This window comes from Sphingopyxis sp. OPL5 (assembly GCF_003797775.2).
Lineage (GTDB): Bacteria > Pseudomonadota > Alphaproteobacteria > Sphingomonadales > Sphingomonadaceae > Sphingopyxis.
Map to the genome: position 1 here is coordinate 2,369,690 of NZ_CP060725.1, position 20,170 is coordinate 2,389,859.

General features: G+C 66.8%; 22 protein-coding genes. 15 read left to right on the top strand and 7 right to left on the bottom strand.

The window, feature by feature from the left end; all coding sequences use genetic code 11:
• Positions 1-34 precede the first annotated feature (34 nt).
• The 3 genes from EEB18_RS11290 to EEB18_RS11300 all read left to right on the top strand — a co-directional run bounded on the left by EEB18_RS11290 (position 35) and on the right by EEB18_RS11300 (position 2,690).
• Positions 35-901, top strand: a complete 867-nt coding sequence (locus EEB18_RS11290; protein ID WP_187139184.1) for a 3-hydroxyacyl-CoA dehydrogenase NAD-binding domain-containing protein — start codon at positions 35-37, stop codon at positions 899-901.
• Positions 902-1,023: 122 nt separating this feature from the next.
• Positions 1,024-1,512, top strand: coding sequence for a hypothetical protein (locus EEB18_RS11295; RefSeq protein WP_187139183.1), 489 nt, complete (start codon positions 1,024-1,026; stop codon positions 1,510-1,512).
• A gap of 35 nt (positions 1,513-1,547) precedes the next feature.
• On the top strand, positions 1,548-2,690 hold the full coding sequence (locus tag EEB18_RS11300) for an epoxide hydrolase family protein (protein ID WP_187139182.1): 1,143 nt from the start codon (positions 1,548-1,550) through the stop codon (positions 2,688-2,690).
• Here EEB18_RS11300 and EEB18_RS11305 read toward each other — a convergent pair.
• From EEB18_RS11305 to EEB18_RS11315, 3 genes are all read right to left on the bottom strand, one after another.
• Entirely contained in the window at positions 2,685-2,999 is a 315-nt protein-coding gene (locus tag EEB18_RS11305) for an MliC family protein (RefSeq protein ID WP_187139181.1), read from the bottom strand. The two genes, EEB18_RS11300 and EEB18_RS11305, sit on opposite strands and share 6 nt — an antisense overlap.
• Before the next feature lie 11 nt (positions 3,000-3,010).
• Complete coding sequence (locus EEB18_RS11310; protein WP_187139180.1) at positions 3,011-3,634, bottom strand: beta/gamma crystallin-related protein; 624 nt, start codon at positions 3,632-3,634, stop codon at positions 3,011-3,013.
• A gap of 125 nt (positions 3,635-3,759) precedes the next feature.
• Entirely contained in the window at positions 3,760-5,109 is a 1,350-nt protein-coding gene (locus EEB18_RS11315) for a NupC/NupG family nucleoside CNT transporter (protein ID WP_187139179.1), read from the bottom strand.
• Positions 5,110-5,259: 150 nt separating this feature from the next.
• Between EEB18_RS11315 and EEB18_RS11320 the strand changes: the two genes are divergently transcribed.
• Genes EEB18_RS11320 through EEB18_RS11350 form a run of 7 tightly spaced genes read left to right on the top strand, consistent with a single transcriptional unit; the run spans position 5,260 to position 11,380 of the window.
• Positions 5,260-7,218, top strand: a complete 1,959-nt coding sequence (locus EEB18_RS11320; RefSeq protein ID WP_187139178.1) for an alpha/beta hydrolase family protein — start codon at positions 5,260-5,262, stop codon at positions 7,216-7,218.
• 43 nt (positions 7,219-7,261) lie between these two features.
• A complete protein-coding gene (locus tag EEB18_RS11325; protein ID WP_187139177.1) occupies positions 7,262-7,939 on the top strand; it encodes a queuosine precursor transporter in 678 nt (225 codons plus the stop codon).
• The gene (argB, locus tag EEB18_RS11330) at positions 7,936-8,832 is read left to right on the top strand and encodes an acetylglutamate kinase (RefSeq protein ID WP_056342298.1); all 897 of its coding nucleotides are present in this window, start codon (positions 7,936-7,938) and stop codon (positions 8,830-8,832) included. Before EEB18_RS11325 ends, argB begins: the two co-directional genes overlap by 4 nt.
• Before the next feature lie 45 nt (positions 8,833-8,877).
• Positions 8,878-9,177, top strand: coding sequence for a YggT family protein (locus EEB18_RS11335; protein ID WP_056342910.1), 300 nt, complete (start codon positions 8,878-8,880; stop codon positions 9,175-9,177).
• Positions 9,178-9,180: 3 nt separating this feature from the next.
• Entirely contained in the window at positions 9,181-10,071 is an 891-nt protein-coding gene (gene folD, locus EEB18_RS11340) for a bifunctional methylenetetrahydrofolate dehydrogenase/methenyltetrahydrofolate cyclohydrolase FolD (RefSeq protein WP_187139176.1), read from the top strand.
• Complete coding sequence (locus EEB18_RS11345; RefSeq protein ID WP_187139175.1) at positions 10,071-10,751, top strand: hypothetical protein; 681 nt, start codon at positions 10,071-10,073, stop codon at positions 10,749-10,751. Before folD ends, EEB18_RS11345 begins: the two co-directional genes overlap by 1 nt.
• A gap of 2 nt (positions 10,752-10,753) precedes the next feature.
• On the top strand, positions 10,754-11,380 hold the full coding sequence (locus EEB18_RS11350) for a MarC family protein (protein ID WP_056342302.1): 627 nt from the start codon (positions 10,754-10,756) through the stop codon (positions 11,378-11,380).
• 61 nt (positions 11,381-11,441) lie between these two features.
• Here the strand turns inward: EEB18_RS11350 and EEB18_RS11355 are convergent, their stop codons facing one another.
• Entirely contained in the window at positions 11,442-12,131 is a 690-nt protein-coding gene (locus EEB18_RS11355; protein WP_187139174.1) for an OmpA family protein, read from the bottom strand.
• A gap of 213 nt (positions 12,132-12,344) precedes the next feature.
• Here EEB18_RS11355 and EEB18_RS11360 point away from each other — a divergent pair, with 213 nt between their 5' ends.
• Positions 12,345-13,667 (top strand): hemolysin family protein, encoded by a 1,323-nt coding sequence (locus EEB18_RS11360; RefSeq protein WP_056342308.1) that lies wholly within the window; start codon positions 12,345-12,347, stop codon positions 13,665-13,667.
• Positions 13,668-13,717: 50 nt separating this feature from the next.
• On the opposite strand, the gene EEB18_RS11365 is transcribed toward EEB18_RS11360, so the two are convergent.
• Complete coding sequence (locus EEB18_RS11365) at positions 13,718-14,161, bottom strand: hypothetical protein (RefSeq protein WP_187139173.1); 444 nt, start codon at positions 14,159-14,161, stop codon at positions 13,718-13,720.
• Between the two features lie 181 nt (positions 14,162-14,342).
• On the opposite strand from EEB18_RS11365, the gene EEB18_RS11370 reads away from it, so the two are divergent.
• Positions 14,343-15,107, top strand: coding sequence for a hypothetical protein (locus EEB18_RS11370; protein ID WP_187668988.1), 765 nt, complete (start codon positions 14,343-14,345; stop codon positions 15,105-15,107).
• 99 nt (positions 15,108-15,206) lie between these two features.
• On the opposite strand, the gene EEB18_RS11375 is transcribed toward EEB18_RS11370, so the two are convergent.
• Together EEB18_RS11375 and purD are read right to left on the bottom strand one after the other, a co-directional pair.
• The gene (locus tag EEB18_RS11375; protein ID WP_187668989.1) at positions 15,207-15,878 is read right to left on the bottom strand and encodes a hypothetical protein; all 672 of its coding nucleotides are present in this window, start codon (positions 15,876-15,878) and stop codon (positions 15,207-15,209) included.
• 145 nt (positions 15,879-16,023) lie between these two features.
• A complete protein-coding gene (gene purD, locus EEB18_RS11380) occupies positions 16,024-17,301 on the bottom strand; it encodes a phosphoribosylamine--glycine ligase (protein WP_187142012.1) in 1,278 nt (425 codons plus the stop codon).
• Between purD and xseA the strand changes: the two genes are divergently transcribed.
• The 3 genes from xseA (at position 17,300) to EEB18_RS11395 (ending at position 19,971) form a co-directional block, all read left to right on the top strand.
• Positions 17,300-18,757 carry an exodeoxyribonuclease VII large subunit gene (xseA, locus tag EEB18_RS11385; protein WP_187142011.1) on the top strand — a complete coding sequence of 486 codons (1,458 nt, stop codon included), beginning with the start codon at positions 17,300-17,302 and terminating at the stop codon, positions 18,755-18,757. The genes purD and xseA overlap by 2 nt on opposite strands.
• Positions 18,758-18,832: 75 nt before the next feature.
• Entirely contained in the window at positions 18,833-19,039 is a 207-nt protein-coding gene (locus EEB18_RS11390; protein WP_056342324.1) for a DUF2093 domain-containing protein, read from the top strand.
• Positions 19,036-19,971 carry a M23 family metallopeptidase gene (locus EEB18_RS11395; protein ID WP_187142010.1) on the top strand — a complete coding sequence of 312 codons (936 nt, stop codon included), beginning with the start codon at positions 19,036-19,038 and terminating at the stop codon, positions 19,969-19,971. The genes EEB18_RS11390 and EEB18_RS11395 overlap by 4 nt, the downstream gene beginning before the upstream one ends.
• Positions 19,972-20,170 lie beyond the last annotated feature (199 nt).

The window sequence follows — 20,170 nt, forward strand, 5'->3', positions numbered from 1 at the left end:
GGGCACGCGCATATTTTCAGCGAAAGGGCGGATCATGATCGTAGGTGTTATCGGCGCGGGCCAGATGGGCGCGGGCATCGCGCAGGTTTCGGCGGGCGCTGGCCATGACGTACTGCTCTCCGACATCGACCTCGCGCGCGCCGAAGCGGGCAAGGCGGGCATCGCCAAGGGCCTCGGTCGCCTCGTGACCAAGGAAAAGATGAGCCAGGGCGATGCCGACGCGCTGCTGGCGCGTATCACCCCGGTCGCCGACCATAAAGCCTTCGCCCCCGCCGACCTCGTGATCGAGGCGGCGACCGAGCGCGAGGAGATCAAGCGCGCGATCTTCGCCAGCGTCGGCCCGCACCTCTCGGCGACCGCGATCCTCGCCAGCAACACCAGCTCGATTCCGATCACCCGCCTCGCGCAGGCGGCGCCCGACCCGGCGCGCTTCATCGGGGTGCATTTCTTCAACCCGGTCCCCGTCATGGGGCTGATCGAACTGATCCGCGGCCTCGCGACCAGCGACGCGACGCTTCAGACGGTCGAGGCCTATGGCCGCGGGCTCGGCAAGCAGATCGTCCACGCCAACGACGCGCCGGGCTTCATCGTCAACCGCGTGCTGATGCCGCTGATCAACGAGGCGATCTTCGCGCTCGGCGAAGGCGTCGCGACGATGCAGGACATCGACGCCGGCTGCCGCTTGGGTCTCAACCATCCGATGGGCCCGATCACGCTCGCCGACTTCATCGGACTCGACACCTGCCTCGAAATCATCCGCGTACTGCAGAGCGGTACCGGCGACCCCAAATTCCGCCCGGCACCTTTGCTTGTTCAATATGTCGAGGCGGGCTGGGTCGGCAAAAAGGCCGGGCGCGGTTTCTACGACTGGACCGGCGAGGCGCCGGTTCCGACGCGCTGAGCCTCCGGGGCTGTCCTTGTTGCGGCTGGACGCGGCTTGGTGCGTCGCGCAATAACGGGTCGGGAGCCGAATGTCGTTTGAGGCGTTAGCGGACTAATGGTGCGTCATAGCAGGAGCCTGATATGCAACGGAAATCCTTAGTCCTCCTCGCCCTTTCCGGTCTCGTCTTCGCGCCGTCGGCGCACGCCCAGAAAGGCGCGCCCGAGGATTCGACGATCAAGGATACCGCCAATTCGGTGACCGAGCCGTTCGACGGCAAGGAAGTCCCGGAAAAATTGCTGGCGATCCAGGGCGCGCCCTATTCGCTCGCGGGCATGGGCAAATGCGCGGCGATCGTTCAGGAAATCACCGAACTCGATGCGGTACTCGGCCCCGATGTCAACGAACAGGTCGACGAGAGCCGGGCCAAGAAGCGCGAGCAGACCGCCGGCCGCGTCGCGGGTAATGTGGCGGGATCGATCATTCCGTTTCGCGGTCTCATCGGCGAGGTCACCGGCGCCAACGCCGAACGGCGGCGCTATGCGGCGGCGGTCTATGCCGGAACGGTGCGTCGCGGCTTTCTGAAAGGCGTCGGACTCGAGCGCGGCTGCAAGGCGCCCGCACGGCCATAAGCCCGAAACCGGGGGCAAGAGGGGGAGAGAAAATCATGCAGGTCGGCACCATCCGTCCGTTCACGATCGACGTGCCGCAATCGGCGCTCGACGACCTCAAGGCGCGGCTCGCGAACACGCGCTGGCCCGAACAGGAAACGGTCGGCGACTGGGACCAGGGTGTGCCGCTCGCCTATGCGCAGCAGCTCGCGGCCTATTGGCGCGACCACTACGACTGGCGGCGGATCGAGGCGCGGCTCAATGCCTGGCCCAATTATCTGGTCGAGATCGACGGCCTCGATATCCACTTTCTCCACATCCGCTCGGACAATCCCGACGCGCGGCCGCTCGTCCTCACCCATGGCTGGCCGGGGTCGGTGATCGAGTTCCTCGACGTCATCGAACCGCTGTCGGCCGACTATCATCTCGTCATCCCCTCGCTCCCCGGCTACGGCTTTTCGGGCAAGCCGGCCGAGGCGAAATGGGGCGTCGAACATATCGCGGCGGCGTGGGACGCGCTGATGGTCGCGCTCGGTTATACCCGCTATTTCGCGCAGGGCGGCGACTGGGGCAGCGCGGTGACCTGCGCGATCGGCGGCAACCACGCCGACCATTGCGCCGGCATCCACGTCAACATGATCGTCGGCCAGCCCGATCCCGCCACGATGGCCGACCTCACCGACGACGAGAAGGCCTATCTCGCGCGCTTCCAATGGTACCGGACCAAGGACAATGGCTATTCGACCCAGCATGCGACCCGCCCGCAGACGATCGGCTATGGCCTCGCCGATTCGCCGGTCGGCCAGATGTGCTGGATCGTCGAGAAATGCCATGGCTGGACCGACTGCGGCCACCAGCCCGGCGGCCAGTCGATCGGCGGCCATCCCGAAAACGCGCTGTCGAAGGATGCCATGCTCGACACCGTCAGCCTCTATTGGCTGACCAACAGCGCGGCGTCGTCGGCGCGGCTCTATTGGCACAGCTTCGCAGAGTTCGGCTTCGGCGAAATCCATGTGCCGACCGGATGCAGCCTGTTCCCGCTCGAAATCATGCGGCTGTCGCGGCGCTGGGCCGAGGGGCGCTACAAGAATATCGTCTACTGGAACGAACTCGACCGCGGCGGTCATTTCGCCGCATGGGAACAGCCGGACCTCTTTGTCGAAGAGGTCCGGGCGGCCCTCGGCGCCATGAGCTTATAGCGGCGTCATCACGACCTGGCAGCGTTCGGCGGCGCTGCGGACGGCGGTGTTCCACGTCACCTCATTGCCGTTGCGGGCGAGCCGTGCCCCGGTCTTGTTTTCATAGACCGACCCGCCCGTCGACGGCGTCTGTTTCAGCACCAGCGTCCGCATCCCGTTGACGCGCACGATCGCGCCATTGCCGGTATAGTTGACGTTGAGCCGGGTGCCGCCGCTGCAGGCATAGCTGGTGCCGGTCTGGCGCGGGACCGAGGCGCAACCGCCGAGCGCAGTCCCGGCTGCGGCCAGCAGGATGATTGTCCGTTTCATGGCCTTCCCCTTCAATAGCCCGAGCGGACGCAGAGCACATCGGCCAGATACTCGCGGCGATTGATCGTTTCCATATGCTCGCGTGCCGACCCGTTCCAGCCGATCGAGCGGCACCAGGTATCAGCGGCGCGCGCGGCGCAGGCGGCGGTCGCCGACCCGTTGGCGCAGGCGAGGACGCGATAGCCGTTCGTCGATGGCTGGGTGTGGAATTCGGCGAAACTGCCGCGGGCGCTCTGGTCGTTCGCGGGCGGATTCGGGTTCCAGCCGCCTCCGCCGCCACCGCCTCCGCCGACCGGGCGGATCGACTGGACGGTCATCCCGCGCAGCACGCTGCCGAGCATCGGCGTGTCGCGGTCGACGGTGCGGCAATTGCCGCGATAGCGGGTCTTTTCGCACAGCTCCCAGCGGCCGCTGGCGACGCGGATCGAATTGACCGGCCAGGCGAGTCCGAGATCGGTCTTCGCCTCGCCGATGAAGACCGCCGGGCCGCGATAGGCGGCATCGCGATAGATGGTCGCCTCGGGCGGGCGATAGAGCCGTTCTTCGGGGGTTTGCGCGTTCGAGGTGGCGAGCAGCCCCCCGGTCAGCGCCGCCGCGACGGCGCCGATGATGGACAGACGATGCACGGCTTTCATACGTTCTCCCCTGCTGTGACTGCGACCCGGAGATTCGTTCAAGGCCGAGATTACAGCATGGGCGAAGGCCGCGCAAACCTCATCGCGGCCAGAGCGGTACTAAGCTCGCATCGTTGCTTGCGAAATCAGGGCCGGGCGGCGGGGGCCGGCGCGACCTCCGGTGCCGGCGTCGCCGCGGGGGCCGTCACCGGCGCGGCTGGTACGGGTTCCGGCGTGGTCAGCGGCGGGGTGACGCTCAGGATCAGCCCGGCGAGCGCTGCCGACATCAGGTTCGACAGGCTGCCCGCGAGCAGCGCCTTCAGCCCCAGCTTGGCGATCATCGGGCGCTGGTTGGGAGCCAGGCTGCCGGTGACCGCCATCTGGATCGCGATCGAGCTGAAATTGGCGAAACCGCACAGCGCAAAGGTGCCGATGGCGATCGACGCCGGCGACAACCCGCCGGCCTTTTGCATATTGCCGAGGTCGATGAAGGCGACGAATTCGTTGAGCACGATCTTGCTGCCGAACAGCGCGCCGACGGCGTCCGATTCGGACCAGGGCACGCCCATCAGCCACATCACCGGGCGGAAGATCTGGCCGATGATCGACTGGAACGACAGGCCGTCGACATGGAACCAGCCGCCGATCCCGGCGAGCAGCCCGTTGGCGAGCGCGACGAGCGCGACGAACGCCAGCACCATCGCGCCGACCGCGACCGCCAGCTTGACGCCGGTCTGCGCACCCTGCGCCGCCGCCATGATGATGTTCGCGGGCTTTTCCTCGTCATGGCTCGCCTCGGGCATGACGATCGGTTCGATGCCGATATCCTTGGGGTCGTCGGGCATGATGATCTTGGCCATCAATATGCCGCCCGGCGCCGACATGAAGCTCGCGGCGAGCAGATAGGGAAGCAGATGCTCGCCGATCATGCCGGCATAGGCGCCGAGGATCGTGCCCGCGACACCCGCCATGCCGACGGTCATGATCGTGAACAGCTGCGACGGGGTCAGCCCGGCGAGATAGGGACGGATGACGAGCGGGCTTTCGCTCTGCCCGACGAAGATGTTTGCCGCCGCGCCCAGGCTTTCGACCTTGGTCACGCCGGTGATCTTCTGGATGCCGCCGCCGACCCATTTGATGATCTGTTGCATCACGCCCAGATAATAGAGGACCGAGATCAGCGACGCGAAGAAGACGATCACCGGCAGCGCGCCGATCGCGAACACCGCCTTGCCATAGGGCGGCTGGGTCAGCACCTCGCCGAACAGGAATTTGGTGCCCTCGTCGGCATAGCTCAGCAGGTTCGACACCCCGGTCGACATCGCGCCGATGATCGCGCGGCCCCATGGCGTGCCGAGCACGAGCAGCGCGAAACCGGCCTGCAGCAGGAAGGCGGGGACGACGACGCGCGGGCGAATCCAGCGGCGGTTCGACGAAAACAGCACGGCGATCGCAAGCAGTGCGACGATGCCGAGCAGACCGATCAGGCGTTCCATAATGTTGATGCGTCCCCCGCAAGTTTATTGCGCCTGTCTAGCGGGCTGGGCGGCGGGGGCAAGGGGCGGCGATCACGGCCTGCCGCAGCGATGACGCTTGGCGCGAGTGAATTTCCTTTATAGACATGGGGCTATTGTCTTGGGGGGCGCATGTTTCGTTCGATGATGGCGATGGTTCTGCTCGCCGTTTCGCCGTCGGTTCTGGCTCAGGGCGGGGGCGGTGCCGCGGTTCCCGCGCCTGCCGCAAAACCGATCGAGCCGTTGCCGACCGCGACCTTCGCGCGCCTGCCTTTCATCGAAAGCGCCGAACTTTCGCCCGATGGTCGGCACCTCGCGGGATTGTTCGCGATCAAGGGCGAACAGCGCATTGGCATCATTCCGATCGGTGGCGACGCCAGCCAGGCGATGTTTGTCGGCGTGCCCGACCTGACCGAGATCGACTGGCTGCAATGGGTCGGCGACGACAATATCATCGTCGGCCTGCGTGCATTGCTGCCGGTCGAGACGGACAATTGGTACATCTCGCGCCTGATCAGCATCAACCGCACCACTGGCAAGCCGACCCGCCTGCTCTGGGATCTCAAGGGACAGGATGCATCGAGCGTCGTGTGGATTCCAAGCGACGGCAGCACCGAAATTCTCGTGGCCGGACAGAATTCCATCTATGAAGGCGAGGATTTCTGGCCTGCCGTCTACCGCGTCGATGTCGCTACCGGCCGCAGGAAGACCGAGGTCACTGCGCGGGGCAGCGTCCTCGAGTGGGGTGCCGACCATCTCGGCCGGGTCCGCTACGGCATCGGCTATCGCGACCAGACGACCAAATCGACCCTGCTCTATCGCGGCGACGGCAAGTCGCTGTTCCGCACGATCGACAGCGCCTCGCTGCGTGACGAGGAGCGGCTGTCGGTTCCCTTCGTCTTCGTTCCGGGCACCGACAATGGGCTGGTCTATGCCGATGCCCCCGACGGGCGCACGGTGATCGCCGAAACCGATCTGGCGACGGGCAAGCAGCTACGGATTGCGCATCAGGTCGACGGCGCCGATATCGAGGGCGCGATCCGGTCGCCCGACGGGTCGCGGCTGATCGGCTTCTACACCTCCGACGATGCGAAACCGATCCAGTGGATCGACCCCGTGATGGCGACGCACCAGAAGGAGCTGGACGCGGCATCGCCGCAGTCGAAGGTCCGCATCGAAAGCTATAGCCGCGACCTGACGAAGCTGCTGGTGCGGATCAGTACTCCCGACAATCCGGGGCTCTTCTATTATTTCGATTCCGCCGCGGGCGACCTGTCGAAACTGGCGTCGGTGAACGAGGCGATCGGCGGCAGGCGGTTGTCGCGTTCGAAGCTCGTCCAGTACAAGGCGCGCGACGGGCTGGAGATCGAGGGCGTGCTGACGATGCCACGCGGCCGCGCCAAGGAAAACCTGCCCTTCATCGTCATGCCGCACGGCGGCCCCTGGTCGCACGATACGCTGAGCTACGACTATTGGGCGCAATTCCTCGCCGAGCGTGGCTATGCGGTGCTCCAGCCCAATTTCCGCGGTTCGACCGGCTATGGCGAGACCTTCCTGAAGGCCGGGCAGGGCCAGCTCGGCTTCGCGATGCAGGACGATGTCACCGATGGCGTGCGCTGGGCGGTCGCCGAGGGGATAGCCGACCCGAAGCGCGTGTGCATCGTCGGCGCCTCCTACGGGGGGTACGCGGCTATGTGGGGCATCGCCAAGGATCCCGACCAATATCGCTGCGCGGTATCGATCAACGGCGTGTCCAACCTGCGGCGCGAGGTCAATGATTTCGGCGGCAAGGTCCGTTCGCGCCTCTATCGCGACCAGTGGCAGAAGATGACCCCCGATTTCGCCGCCGTGTCGCCGATCAACGCGATCGACCGGATCAAGACGCCGCTGCTGCTGGTCCATGGCAAGAAGGATGTCACCGTCGACCACGTCCAGTCGGCAAAGATGTACAGCGCGATGAGCAAGGCGGGCAAATCGGTCGAATTCGTCTCGATCCCGCTCGCCGACCATTATTTCACCCGCGAGGCCGACCGGACCACCTTGCTGACGTCAATTGAGGCGTTTCTGGCCAAGCATAATCCGCCCGATTGACCGGCATCTTTCCAGCGCCGCCAAAACCGACTATCGCGCGCCGATGACCGACACCTCTTCGACGGCGTTGCCGCGCACGCTCTCGCCCTCGCTCTTCCTCTTCACCATCATCTATGGCGGCATGGTCGTGCTCGCCGGGGTGCTGGGCAACAAGCAGGTCGCGCTCGGCGACTGGCTGGCGGTCGAGGCGGGAATTTTCCCCTTCCTGCTGCTCGTCGCCCTGTCGAGCAGCGTATCTGAACTTCATGGGCAGACTGCGGCGAACCGGTTGGTGCTGTGGGGCTTCGTGCCGCTCGTGCTGTCGATCCTGCTCACCGCGCTGGTGTTGTCGCTGCCGGCGTCGCCCGAAATGGACCCCGCGCGGCTGGCCGCTTTCGAAACGGTGCTTGGGCAGAGTCCGCGGCTGATGGCGGCGGGCATCGTCGCCTATGGCACGTCGCAGTTCCTGAACGTCACGATCTTCAGCCGCCTGCGCGGTCGTGAAGGCGCGGGAACGGGGTCGACCTGGCTCGCGATCCGCGGCGCGATCGCCAGCGCGCTCAGCCAGATCGTCGACACGTTGCTGTTCGTCACTATCGCCTTTTCGGGGGTTTTTCCCATCGCGAACCTGATGGGCGGGCAGATGCTGGCCAAGGTCACGCTGTCGATCCTCGTCATCCCCTTCGTGATCACCGGCCTCGTTGCGCTGGGTCGCAATCTCGATAGCAAGCCCACCGCATGAGCCACGCCCCCGACCCCGCGATGCTCGCGAAAGCCGAAACGCTCGTCGAGGCCTTGCCCTATCTGCAGCGCTATGCTGGCCAGACCTTCGTGATCAAATATGGCGGCCATGCGATGGGCGATGCCGAGGCGCAGCGCGACTTCGCCGAGGATGTCGTGCTGCTCAAGGCGGTCGGGATCAACCCGGTGGTCGTCCATGGCGGCGGGCCGCAGATCGGCGCGATGCTCAAGCAGCTCGGGATCGAATCGACCTTCGTCGGTGGCCTGCGCGTCACCGACGCCGCGACCGCCGAGGTCGCCGAAATGGTCCTCGCGGGCAAGATCAACAAGGAAATCGTCAGCTGGATCGCCGCCCTCGGCGGCCGGGCGGTCGGCATTTCGGGCAAGGACGCCAATCTCGTGCTCGCCGAAAAGGTCAAGCGCACCGAACCCGACCCCAATTCGGGAATCGAGCGCCATGTCGACCTGGGTTTCGTCGGCGAGCCCGTCGCAGTCGATCCGACGATCCTGCAGAACCTGACCAAGGACAATTTCATCCCCATCGTCGCCCCGGTGGCGCTCGGCGCCGATGGCGCGACCTACAATATCAACGCAGACACCATGGCGGGCGCGATCGCCGGGGCATTGGGGGCCAAGCGCTTCTTCCTGCTCACGGACGTTGCCGGGGTGCTCGACAAGGACAAGAATCTGCTCACCGACCTCGACCGCGTCGCGATCGAGGCGCTGAAGGCCGACGAGACGATCACCGGCGGGATGATCCCGAAGGTCGAAACCTGCGTCGCTGCGGTCGATGCCGGGGTCGAGGCGGCGGTCATCCTCGACGGGCGGGTGCCGCACGCGATGCTGCTCGAAATTTTCACCGCCCGGGGTGCAGGCACGCTGATTCATCGCTAAGATGGGGGCCCGCGCGGCTCCCCCGGAGACTATCCCTTGTATTTCATGTTCCTCGAGATCCTGTCGATCCTTCTCAACATCCTGTGGTGGATCATCATCGTCCAGGCGGTGATGTCGTGGCTGCTCGCCTTCAACGTCATCAACACCCACAATGAATTCGTGCGCCAGCTCTGGTATGTTCTCGAACGGATCACCGAGCCGCTCTATCGCCCGATCCGCCGCATCATGCCCGATTTCGGTGGCATCGACCTGACCCCGATGGTGGTGCTGATCCTGCTGATCATCATCCGCGGACCGGTGATGTCCTATCTGGTGCAACTCGGCATCAGTTCCGGGCTGGCCTGATCGATGGCGGCGGTGATCGACGGCAAGGCTTTCGCCGCCGGGCTGCGCGAGCGAATCGCCGATGCGGTGCCGGCGTTCGAGGCCGCGACCGGCCGCGCCCCCGGCCTCGCGGTCGTGCTCGTCGGCGACGATCCCGCGAGCGCGGTCTATGTCGGGTCGAAGGGCAAGGCGACGGTCGCCGCCGGCATGGCGAGCTTCGAACACCGCCTGCCCGCGACCGCGACGCAGGCCGAGGTCGAGGCGCTGCTCGGCGCGCTCAATGCCGACGAAGTCGTCGACGGCATCCTGCTCCAGTTGCCGCTTCCCGGCCATCTTGACGAACAGGCGGCGGTCGCGACGATCGATCCCGGCAAGGATGTCGACGGGCTGACCCCGGTCAGCGCCGGGCGCCTCGCGCTCGGCATCCCCGGCATGGTGCCCTGCACCCCTTATGGCTGCCTGCTGCTGCTCCAGGACCGGCTCGGCGATTTGAGCGGCAAGGACGCGATCGTCGTCGGCCGCTCGATCCTCGTCGGCAAACCGATGGCGCAATTGCTGCTCGGCGCGAACTGCACCGTCACCATCGCGCACAGCCGGACCCGCGATCTGGCCGATGCGGTGCGCCGCGCCGATATCGTCGTCGCCGCGGTCGGCCGTGCCGAAATGGTGAAGGGCGACTGGATCAAGCCCGGTGCGGTGGTCATCGATGTCGGGATCAACCGGCTCGCGCCCGCCGACGGCGAAACCAAGGGGCGGCTGGTCGGCGACGTCGACTATGCGCAGGTTTCGGCGGTCGCCGATGCGATCACCCCGGTTCCGGGCGGTGTCGGACCGATGACCATCGCCTGCCTGCTCCGCAACACGCTCGTCGCCGCGCACCGCCGCACCGGCCTTGCCGATCCGGAGGGTTTCTGATGCGCCGCATGACCGCCGCTGCCCTTGCATTGCTTCTGGTGGCGGGGTGCGCGGGTCAGCCCGACGATATCCGCAACCGCCCACTCGGCCCCAATCCCAGCGGCTTCGTCGCCGCCGAGATCGGCTTTGCCCGGCTCGCGCAGGAAAAGGGGCAGTGGACGGCGTTTCGTGAAACCTCGGCGCCCGATGCGACGATGTTCGTGCCGCAGCGGGTGAAGGCGCGTGACTGGCTGCGGACGCAGAAGGACCCCGTCGAGGCGGTGAAGTGGCAGCCGCACGCCGTCTATGTCAGCTGCGACGGCAATGTCGGCGTCACTACCGGCGCCTGGCAGAAGGGGCCGGCGAACGGCTATTTCAGCACCGTCTGGCTGCGCGATCCCAAGAGCGGCAAGACGCTGTGGACGCTTGACCATGGCGACACGTTGACGACCCCGCGCGCGGCGCCCGAATTCATCGAGACCAAACAGGCGGTCTGCGGCTCGCGTCCCGGCGTCGCGATCGACGGCGGCAACGAGGGTGAGGACCGCGCGGTCGGCCTGTCGCCCGACCAGACGCTCAGCTGGACCTCGGTCGTCAGCCCCGACGGCGCGCGCCGCGTTACCGTGCGGCTGTGGGACGGCACAGCGATGACGCCGGTGATCGACGACCGGGTCGCGGCCCCGACACCGCAGAAGCCCTGACGATGCTCGACCTCTTCATCTCGGCCTTCGTCACCCTGTTCGTGGTGATCGACCCGCCGGGGTGCGCGCCGATCTATGCCAGCCTGACGACGGGCGCGAACGCGGTGCAGCGGCGTTCGATGGCGATCCGGGCGACGATCATCGCGGGCGGGATCCTGGTCTTCTTCGCGATGTTCGGCGAGGCTTTGCTCAGCTTCCTGCACATCGACCTCGACAGTTTCCGCATCGCTGGCGGCCTGATGCTGTTCATCATCGCGATCGACATGGTGTTCGAAAAGCGCACCGAACGCCGCGAGCAGCGCGCCGAAAAGGTCAAGGCGACCCCCGAGGTCGAGGATGTGTCGGTGTTCCCGATGGCGATGCCGATGCTGGCGGGGCCGGGGTCGATTGCCTCGGTGATGCTGCTGGTGTCGCAGAACAATGGCCTCGACCGGGCTTTCGTGATCTTCGGCGCGCTGCTGCTCGTGCTGCTGCTGACGCTCGCCGCCCTGCTCGCGGCGGGGCCATTGATGCGGCTGATCGGCAACAAGGGCGAGGCGGTGATCACCCGCCTGCTCGGCGTGCTGCTCGCCGCGCTGGCGGCGCAATTCGTTATCGACGGGGTCAAGGCCAGCTTCAACCTGGGTTGAGCGACGGAAAAGGGCGCCGCCTTGTCGGCGACGCCCTCCTTCCATCCACTGGAATCGGTGTTTACCGCGCGCTGTTCACGTCGTTCTGCGTCACCGGCGCGATGCGGATTTCGACGCGGCGGTTGCATTGATAATCGGCCTCGCTGCGTTCGGGCGAGCATTTGAGCTGCGATTCGCCATAACCCATCGTCGCCATGCGCGCGCGCTGGATGCCGCGGCCGCCGAGATAGTCGGCGACCGACGAGGCGCGGCGTTCGGACAGGCCCTGGTTATAGCTGTCGCTGCCGGTCGAATCGGTGTGGCCATAGACGTCGATATAGGTGCTCGGATATTCGGCGAGGGTCGAGGCGACGCTGTCGAGGGCGCTGCGGAACTGCGATTTTACCAGCGCGCTGTTGTAATCAAAGGTCACGTCGCCGGGCATGTTGAGGACCAGCTGGTCGCCCTGGCGCTCGACGTCGATGCCGGTGCCGGCGGTGCGTTCGCGCAGCTTCTTTTCCTGCTGGTCCATATAATAGCCGACGCCCGCGCCGGCGACCGCGCCGATGCCTGCGCCGACGATTTCCTCGGTGCGGCTGTGCTTGCCGCCGATCAGGTCGCCGAGCAGATAGCCGCCGAGCGCGCCGCCGACGCCGCCGATCGCGGCCTTGGAGATCTTCTTTTCGCCGGTCACCGGGTCGGTGACGCAGGCCGACAGGCCGATGGCGGCGATGCTCGCCAGTGCGGCCAGTTTGATAGTCTTGATATTCATGATGCGCTCCCTTTTATGCGCGGACGGCTGATCGCCGACGTTGCTGTCGCTGTGCCGATAACCTCCGGCCGCGCCTCTGGTTCCATTCATCGCCTGAACCCCCGCTGAGCCGGGCGCGGCGCGCCCATTGTGCAGCGCGGCACCTTTCGCCTATAGGGTGGCCATGACCGAAGCTGACAGGGGCCAGGCGCGACCGCGCCGGACACATAACTGATGACCCCTTTTCCCTGGTCGGACGTGGCGATCATCGCCTTGCTGATCCTTCTCAACGGCATTTTTGCGTTGTCCGAACTCGCGATCGTCTCGGCGCGCGGTCCGCGCCTGCAGGCGGCGCAAAAGCGCGGCAGTCGCGGGGCGGCGGTCGCACGCCAGCTCGCCGCCGATCCCGGGCGCTTTCTGTCGACCGTCCAGGTCGGCATCACGCTGATCGGCATCCTTGCCGGCGCCTATTCGGGCGCCAGCCTCGGCGGGCCGGTCGGCGAACGGTTGCAGGCCTGGTTCGGGCTCGACGACGAAACCGCGCTGACCGCAGGGTTCGCGGTCGTCATCGCGGTCACCACCTATTTCTCGCTGATCGCGGGCGAACTGGTGCCCAAGCAGTTCGCGCTCCGCGCGCCCGAGCCGATCGCGATCTTCATGGCGCGGCCGATGCTGTGGCTGTCGAAAATCGCGGCGCCGCTGGTCTGGCTGCTCAACAACAGCTCGGGACTCGTTTTCCGCCTGCTCGGCCTCAGCCGCGAATCCGAAGACCGGGTGACCGCGGAAGAACTTCACCTGATCGTCGCCGAGGCGTCGAAGTCGGGGGTGATCGAGGAAAGCGAACGCGCGATCATCTCGGGGGTCGTGCGGCTTGCCGACCGCCCGGTGCGTGAGGTGATGACCCCGCGAATCGACGTCGACTGGATCGATATCGCCTCGGATGCCGACGCGGTGCGCGCCAAGCTGCTCGAAAGCCCGCACACGCGGCTGCCGGTGGCGCGCGGGTCGGTCGACGACATCATCGGCGTCGTCCAGGCGCGTGACATCGCCGGCGCTTTGTTCCGCGGCGAGACGCTCGACCTCGAAAAGCTCACGCGCCGCGCGACTGTGATCCACGACCAGATCGATGCGATGGACGCGCTCGAAAACCTGCGCGCCGCCGAAGTGCCGGTGCTGCTCGTCCACGACGAATATGGCCATTTCGAAGGACTGGTGACCCCCGCCGACCTGCTGTCGGCGATCGCGGGCGAATTCGCGTCGGACCAGGATATCGGCAGCGAGCCCTTCGTCGTCGAACGCGACGACGGCAGCCTGCTGATCGCGGGGTCTATGCCCGCCGACCAGATGGCCGAACGGCTGGGGATCGAACTCGGCGAGGACCGCGACTATGCGACCGCCGCCGGCCATGCGCTCGCGATTTTGAAGCATCTGCCCAAGGAAGGCGAGACATTCACCGACCGCGGCTGGCGCTTCGAGATCGTCGACATGGACGGGCGCAAGATCGACAAGCTGCTCGTCAGCGAGATCGTCAAGCCGAAGGGCGACGAGGCGGAGTGAGGCGCGGCCGTTTCGGGCCTTAAAGCGACAAAAGATACGGACACACGCCGTCATATTGTCTCCTTTGTCGCTTTAGCGGCATGCGGCGGCACGGTTTCGTCGCGGAGTGCGGCATGGACGACCGCCATGTCGGGGCCGCCGCTGACTTCGATCGCGCCGCCCTTCAAGACGCGGACGGTCGTCACGCCGTTGATCGCGCGGTCGATCGCGATGCTATATTGATAGGTGCGCCCCATCGATATCGCGCGATCCCAGGACGCCGCGAAAGACGCGCTGCCGGGCCGGTCGCGCAGGCGATAGGCTGAGGCACGGCCCATGCCGACGGCGCGCGCCGCCTTGCCCACCGACCCCATCGCCTCCAGCGCGCGAATGAAGCGCGCTTGCGTATCGGGCGTCCAGCCGTCGGCGCGATGGCGCTGTTGCGGCACGGACGCAAAGGCGAGGCAGCTGTCGGCGAGCAACAGGGCGGGTGGTGGGGAAGGCGAGGGTTCCATCCACCAGTTTGGAACATAGCGAACTAATTTAGGAAAGGATTATTTTCGGCGGCGGCGAAGGGTCGGCTTTGGGGTGGGAAGCGGATGTCCGATCATCGGGACTTTGCTTTGCTAACAAGTGCATCCTTGCTGTTTCACGGCCACCACCCTAGCTTTCCAACCCGGCATCTATCGCGAGGTCATGCTCATGAAGCTACGCTGGTCTGCCTTTACCTTGGCGTTTATCTCTGGAGTCATCGCTGTGCCCGCTAGTGCCGACATGTCCGCGCTCTATGAAGTCCAATCGGAGGACGAGTTCGAGCAGAAGCTCGACATGGCCATGACAATTGAAATCAATGAAGCTGGCGATGCCCGGCTGCACATTTCCGGAAAGTCCGATTACTTCCTCATCCGTGACGGGGAGGTTTACGCGATCAGTCGCGGTATCGATGGGCCTTACGCCAAGAAGCTGAATGACCTTGAAGCAGTGATTGCGGATGCCGGGCAGGCTGGAGGGATATCGCTCGATTTGGTCGATCAGTTCACCAAGATCGATTTGGTTGAGAAGGGTGCGGTGAATGTCGGAAAGTGGAAGGGGCGCGGCTACGCCGAACGCGGTTCGAACAGGAAGGTTGGGCCAGTCGATCTGATCATCTCGGACGATGAGTATCTAAGCCCCATCGGCAGCGCTTTCGCCCGCTTGGTCAAAGGTCGCTTCGGAACGCTCAGAGCTTTGTCACTTACCAACCTTTTCGGGTTCGGTGTTTACGACCCGAAGGTGCGCGAACTTCTCGCGAGCGGCACTCCTCTCCGCCTCAAGGGGCTTGAGCTGTCAGAGGTGTCCGACGCAACCGTTGATCCGGAGAGGTTCGAGCTGCCTGCCCGAGTTCTAAGTCCCGACGAAATCCGCAGGCAACACGAGCCATTCGAGTGGGCTCCGACTTTTGACCGGCAACCGAGGGGCTGAAGCTACCGCGGCACGCTTGCATGCGACCGGGTAAGGATAATCGCTTCCTGGTAGGCTTGGTGCCGAGGTCGAACGTCCGCAATCGGTCGAAATCCGTCGTTACAGTTCGCCGCCCAGCGCGCCATATTTCGCTTCGAACCCGGCCTTGTCGCCGCGCGCCAGATAGCCCGCCTGGTCGACGAAATTGTCGCGCGCGATGCGGCCCTGGAAGGCGCCGAGTTGCGGATCGATCGCGGCGATATCGGCGTCGGTCCAGTCGGCGATCTGCTGGAAACCGGTGACTCCGAGGCCGTTCAGCAGGCCGGCGAGTTTGGGGCCGAGTCCCTTGATCAGCTGCAGATTATCGGCCTTCGCGGCAGCCGGAGCTGGAGCCGGAGCCGGAGCGGGAGCCGGTTCAGGGGCTGGAGCGGGGGCCGCTTCGGCGGTCGCCTCGACAGCCGGCGGCGGGGTTACCGGTTCGGCCGGTGCCGCCGGTGCTTCGGTTTCGGGTACCGGTTCGACGACCGGTTCGGGCGCAGGGGGCGGGGGAGGCGGCGGGGCTGCGACCGGGGGCGCGGGCACCGGCGCCGGTTCCTTCGGCTTGAAGCGTGCGGGCTCGGCGGCGACGATCTCGGGCTTCACCGCTTCGAGCGGCTTCTTCGGTTCGGCGGGCGGGGCGACGGTCGGCGCGACATCCTCGGCCTTTTTGCGGCCGAACAGGAACCATAGCAGCACGACCGCGACGACGAGCCCGACGACCGCGATGACATAATTTTCCTGAAGCCACACCATGATAGTCTCCCTGTCTTTCGGTCAGCCTATGCGGGTGTGCGCATCGGGTCGACCCATAATCTATGTCATCCCCGCGAAAGCGGGGACCCAGTTCCGATGCTGGCTCGCTGGGTCCCCGCTTTCGCGGGGATGACGAATGGGGTGGCTATTCGGCCTCGCGCGCGACTTCCCGCCAGCCGATGTCGCGGCGGCAGAAGCCGGTCGGGAAATCGAGCCTGTCGACCGCGGCATAGGCGCGCGCCTGCGCTTCGGTGACGGTGCGGCCGGTCGCGGTGACGCCCAGCACGCGCCCGCCCGCTGCGACGATGGTTTCGCCGTCGCGCGCGGTGCCGGCGTGGAAAACGCGTGTGCCGCCAGCTTCTGCTTCGGCGATGCCATGGATGACGCCGCCCTTTGCGGGGGTCGCCGGATAGCCGTTCGCCGCCATCACCACGGTCAGCGCATAATCGCTTGTGAAAGCGGGCGGGGTCGCCCCGGCCAGCGCGGCGGTCGCGGCGGCATGGAGCAGCGCGGCGAGGTCGCCGGTGTAACGCATCATCAGCACCTGGCATTCGGGGTCGCCGAAACGCGCGTTATATTCGATCAGCCTCGGCCCCGTGTCGGTGAGCATCAGCCCCGCGAACAGCACCCCGATATAGGGCGTGCCCTCGGCGGCGAGCGTCGCCACGGTCGGGCGGATGATGCGGTCCATCACCGCCGCTTCGAGGTCGGGGGTGAGGACCGGTGCGGGGCTGTACGCGCCCATGCCGCCGGTGTTCGGACCGACGTCGCCGTCGCCGACGCGTTTGTGGTCCTGCGCGCTGCCGAACGCCATGACGTCGGTGCCGTCGGACAGCGCGAAAAAGCTTGCCTCCTCGCCGGTCATGAATTCCTCGATCACCACCTCGGCACCCGCGCCGCCGAAGGCGCCGCCGAACATGTCGTCGATGGCGGCGGCGGCGTCTTCGGCGGTCTCGGCGATGATCACGCCCTTGCCCGCGGCGAGGCCGTCGGCCTTGATCACGACCGGGATGTCGAAGCCTTCGAGCACCGCATGCGCTTCCTCGGCGCTGGTGCAGCGGGCATAAGCGGCGGTCGGGATCGACGCGCGGGCGCACAGGTCCTTGGTAAAGCCCTTGCTGCCTTCGAGCCGCGCCGCCGCGGCGCCGGGGCCGAAGGTCGCGATGCCAAGCGCGCGCAGCCGGTCGGCGAGGCCGGCGACGAGCGGCGCCTCGGGACCGACGACGACGAAGTCGATCGCGTGGGCGGTGCAGAAGGCGGTGAGGCCGTCGAGGTCGTCGACCGCGACGGGCACGCATTCGGCATGAGCCTCGATCCCCGGGCTGCCGGGCGCGGCATAGAGCTTGGCGCACGACGGCGATTGTGCCAGTTGCCAGCTCAGCGCATGTTCGCGGCCCCCCGAGCCGACCAGCAGGATATTCATGGCAGTCCCTTTTCCCGATCCGGCGTCCGAAACCGACCCCGCGGCGCGGCTGTTAGCCGAGGCGGCGCCCGGCGACAATGTGCCGCCGTCGCCGTATGGCGACAATGCTCCGGCGCTATCGGTCAGCCAATTGTCGGCGGCGATCAAGCGCACGGTCGAGGATGGCTTTGCGCGCGTCCGCGTGCGCGGCGAATTGTCGGGGGCGAAGCGTGCGGCGTCGGGGCATTTTTATGCCGCGCTGAAAGACGATAATGCGCTGATCGACATGGTGATGTGGAAGGGGCAGGCGGCGCGCCTCGCCTTCCGGCCCGAGGACGGGATCGAGGTGATCGCGACCGGCAAGCTCACCACCTATCCGGGGCGCTCCAAATATCAGCTGGTGGTCGATACGCTCGAGGTCGCGGGCGAGGGCGCGCTGATGCTGCTCTTCGAGAAATTGAAGGCGCGGCTCGGCGAAGAGGGATTGTTCGATCAGGACAGCAAGCAGCCCCTGCCGCGCCTGCCGCGTGTGATCGGTGTGGTGACCTCGCCGACCGGCGCGGTGATCCGCGACATTCTCCACCGCCTCGCCGACCGGTTCCCGATGCATGTCATCGTCTGGCCGGTATTGGTGCAGGGCGACGGCGCCGCGGCGCAGGTCGCGCATGCGATCCGCGGCTTCGACGCGATCGCGCCCGGCGGGCCGGTGCCGCGCCCCGACCTCGTCATCGTCGCGCGCGGCGGCGGGTCGATCGAGGATCTGTGGGCGTTCAACGAAGAGGTGGTCGTGCGCGCGCTCGCCGACTGCCGGATCCCGACGATCAGCGCCGTGGGGCACGAAACCGACACGACGCTTGCGGACTATGCCGCCGACCGCCGCGCGCCGACGCCGACGGCGGCCGCCGAGATGGCGGTGCCGGTGCGCGCCGAATTGCAGGAACTGCTGCTCCAGCGCGCGGGACGGATGATCGCGGCGGCGAACCGGCATCAGGCGCTGGCGGGCGAGCGGCTGACCGCGCTGGCGCGGCATTTGCCGCGCCGCGAGGCGCTCTATGCGCCGCAGCGCCAGCGGCTCGACGATTCGGGCGACCGGCTCGACCGCAGCCAGCGCCACCGGCTGGCGGTGATCGCCGAGCGGCTCGCGACGCGGTCGGGCGCGCTCCGGCCTTCGCTGCTGGCGCGGCGCTGGGACCGCGACCGGGCGCGGATCGAAGGACTGGGGCGATTGCTCGATAGCCTCGACCCGCGCGCGCTGCTGTCGCGCGGCTATGCGATGGTGCGCGATACCGGCGGCGCGATCGTCACGACCGCGGCGAAGGCCGAGCAGGCGGGGCATCTGCGGCTGCAGTTCGCCGACGGCGAATTGCCGGTGCAGGTGGCGGGCGGCGATGCCGCTCCGCCTCTTCCGGCCGCGGCCAAACCGGCGCGCAAGCCGTCGCCGGACGCGCCGAAACGGGGGCAGGGCGAGCTTTTCTGACGTCGCCGGGGCTGGCCGGGCACGCCGAAGCTGCTATGGTCGGCGCGAATATCGTCACCGAATGGACCCCCGACCATGTTGATCGCCAGCCGCAATCGCCTCGCCCGCCTGCAGTTCGGGCCCAACGGCTTTCGGATATTGTCGCCGGGCGATCATGTGCTGTGCGCGGTGACCGGGGTGCCGATCGGGCTCGACGAGCTGCGCTACTGGTCGGTCGCACGGCAGGAGCCTTATGCGAGCGCGGCGATTTCGGTGCAGGCGGCGCTCGAATCCAGAGCATGACGCGCCACCGACGCTGGCGGCGCTATGGTGCCGCGCTGCCGCTGCTGGTCGTTGCGGGAAGCTGTGTGCCCCCGGTCAGCGAGTCGGCCGCGCTGCCGCCGCCTCCGCCGCGGGTCGAGGCCGCCGCGCCGCCGACGCCGGTGGTGGTCGGCCCGATCGCGCCGCTCCGCCGCGATTTCACGCTGCGGGGCACCGCCGAACAGGGCGGCGCCATGGTCGGGCAGGTGCCGGGCGGAATCGCGGCGCTGACGCTCGACGGACGGCCGGTTGCGACGACCGACGACGGCGCCTTCCTGATCGCCTTCGACCGCGATGCCGCTGCGACGGCGCGGCTCGTCGCGACCTTCGCCGACGGCCGCACGATCGAACGCGCGCTAAGCGTCGCGCCCGGCAACTGGCGGATCGAGAATATCAACGCCCCCTATCGCGGCGGCGCGTCGAGCGACGCCGAGTTCGAGCGCCGTCGCCCCGCCGAACTGGCGCAGATCGCCGAGGCGCGCCGCGTCGATCACGCCTCGGACGGCTGGCGTCAGCATTTCATCTGGCCGGTGACCGGACGGCGATCGGGCTTCTTCGGCTCGCAGCGCGTCTATCAGGGCAAGCCGGGCAGTTATCACAGCGGCGCCGATATCGCGGTGCCGGCGGGCACGCCGTTCGTCGCGCCCGCCGACGGGGTCGTCGTCCTCGCGGCGGCGTCGCCCTTCACGCTCGAGGGCAATCTGCTGATCGTCGATCACGGCATGGGGCTGAACAGCGCCTTTCTCCACTGTCAGCGGCTCGACGTGAAGGTCGGCGACCGCGTCGTCCAGGGGCAGCGGCTGGGCACGGTGGGGCAAACCGGCCGCGCGACGGGTCCGCATATGCACTGGGGCATGAAATGGCGCGATGCGCGCCTCGATCCGGGCAAGCTCGCGGGGCCGATGGGGAACTGAGGCTGCGAGCGATTTCGTAACCGGCGTAACTTTATGTCGCATAACATGCTGCGACGCATCATAGAATTTCGCGCGCCCTCGCACTTGTTGCAAATACGTCACAATGGCCGGTGAAACCGCCGGAAGCGCCGGAAATTCCCTTTACTCCACATGAATGAAGGATCATCCCGCACGCTATCGGGGCATCTGTGCGCTGGCG

Coding starts and splice junctions, on each gene's coding strand:
- EEB18_RS11290 (WP_187139184.1), top strand. CDS start 35: ATGATCGTAGGTGTTATCGGCGCGGGCCAGATGGGCGCGGGCATCGCG.
- EEB18_RS11295 (WP_187139183.1), top strand. CDS start 1,024: ATGCAACGGAAATCCTTAGTCCTCCTCGCCCTTTCCGGTCTCGTCTTC.
- EEB18_RS11300 (WP_187139182.1), top strand. CDS start 1,548: ATGCAGGTCGGCACCATCCGTCCGTTCACGATCGACGTGCCGCAATCG.
- EEB18_RS11305 (WP_187139181.1), bottom strand. CDS start 2,999: ATGAAACGGACAATCATCCTGCTGGCCGCAGCCGGGACTGCGCTCGGC.
- EEB18_RS11310 (WP_187139180.1), bottom strand. CDS start 3,634: ATGAAAGCCGTGCATCGTCTGTCCATCATCGGCGCCGTCGCGGCGGCG.
- EEB18_RS11315 (WP_187139179.1), bottom strand. CDS start 5,109: ATGGAACGCCTGATCGGTCTGCTCGGCATCGTCGCACTGCTTGCGATC.
- EEB18_RS11320 (WP_187139178.1), top strand. CDS start 5,260: ATGTTTCGTTCGATGATGGCGATGGTTCTGCTCGCCGTTTCGCCGTCG.
- EEB18_RS11325 (WP_187139177.1), top strand. CDS start 7,262: ATGACCGACACCTCTTCGACGGCGTTGCCGCGCACGCTCTCGCCCTCG.
- argB (WP_056342298.1), top strand. CDS start 7,936: ATGAGCCACGCCCCCGACCCCGCGATGCTCGCGAAAGCCGAAACGCTC.
- EEB18_RS11335 (WP_056342910.1), top strand. CDS start 8,878: ATGTTCCTCGAGATCCTGTCGATCCTTCTCAACATCCTGTGGTGGATC.
- folD (WP_187139176.1), top strand. CDS start 9,181: ATGGCGGCGGTGATCGACGGCAAGGCTTTCGCCGCCGGGCTGCGCGAG.
- EEB18_RS11345 (WP_187139175.1), top strand. CDS start 10,071: ATGCGCCGCATGACCGCCGCTGCCCTTGCATTGCTTCTGGTGGCGGGG.
- EEB18_RS11350 (WP_056342302.1), top strand. CDS start 10,754: ATGCTCGACCTCTTCATCTCGGCCTTCGTCACCCTGTTCGTGGTGATC.
- EEB18_RS11355 (WP_187139174.1), bottom strand. CDS start 12,131: ATGAATATCAAGACTATCAAACTGGCCGCACTGGCGAGCATCGCCGCC.
- EEB18_RS11360 (WP_056342308.1), top strand. CDS start 12,345: ATGACCCCTTTTCCCTGGTCGGACGTGGCGATCATCGCCTTGCTGATC.
- EEB18_RS11365 (WP_187139173.1), bottom strand. CDS start 14,161: ATGGAACCCTCGCCTTCCCCACCACCCGCCCTGTTGCTCGCCGACAGC.
- EEB18_RS11370 (WP_187668988.1), top strand. CDS start 14,343: ATGCTCATGAAGCTACGCTGGTCTGCCTTTACCTTGGCGTTTATCTCT.
- EEB18_RS11375 (WP_187668989.1), bottom strand. CDS start 15,878: ATGGTGTGGCTTCAGGAAAATTATGTCATCGCGGTCGTCGGGCTCGTC.
- xseA (WP_187142011.1), top strand. CDS start 17,300: ATGGCAGTCCCTTTTCCCGATCCGGCGTCCGAAACCGACCCCGCGGCG.
- purD (WP_187142012.1), bottom strand. CDS start 17,301: ATGAATATCCTGCTGGTCGGCTCGGGGGGCCGCGAACATGCGCTGAGC.
- EEB18_RS11390 (WP_056342324.1), top strand. CDS start 18,833: ATGTTGATCGCCAGCCGCAATCGCCTCGCCCGCCTGCAGTTCGGGCCC.
- EEB18_RS11395 (WP_187142010.1), top strand. CDS start 19,036: ATGACGCGCCACCGACGCTGGCGGCGCTATGGTGCCGCGCTGCCGCTG.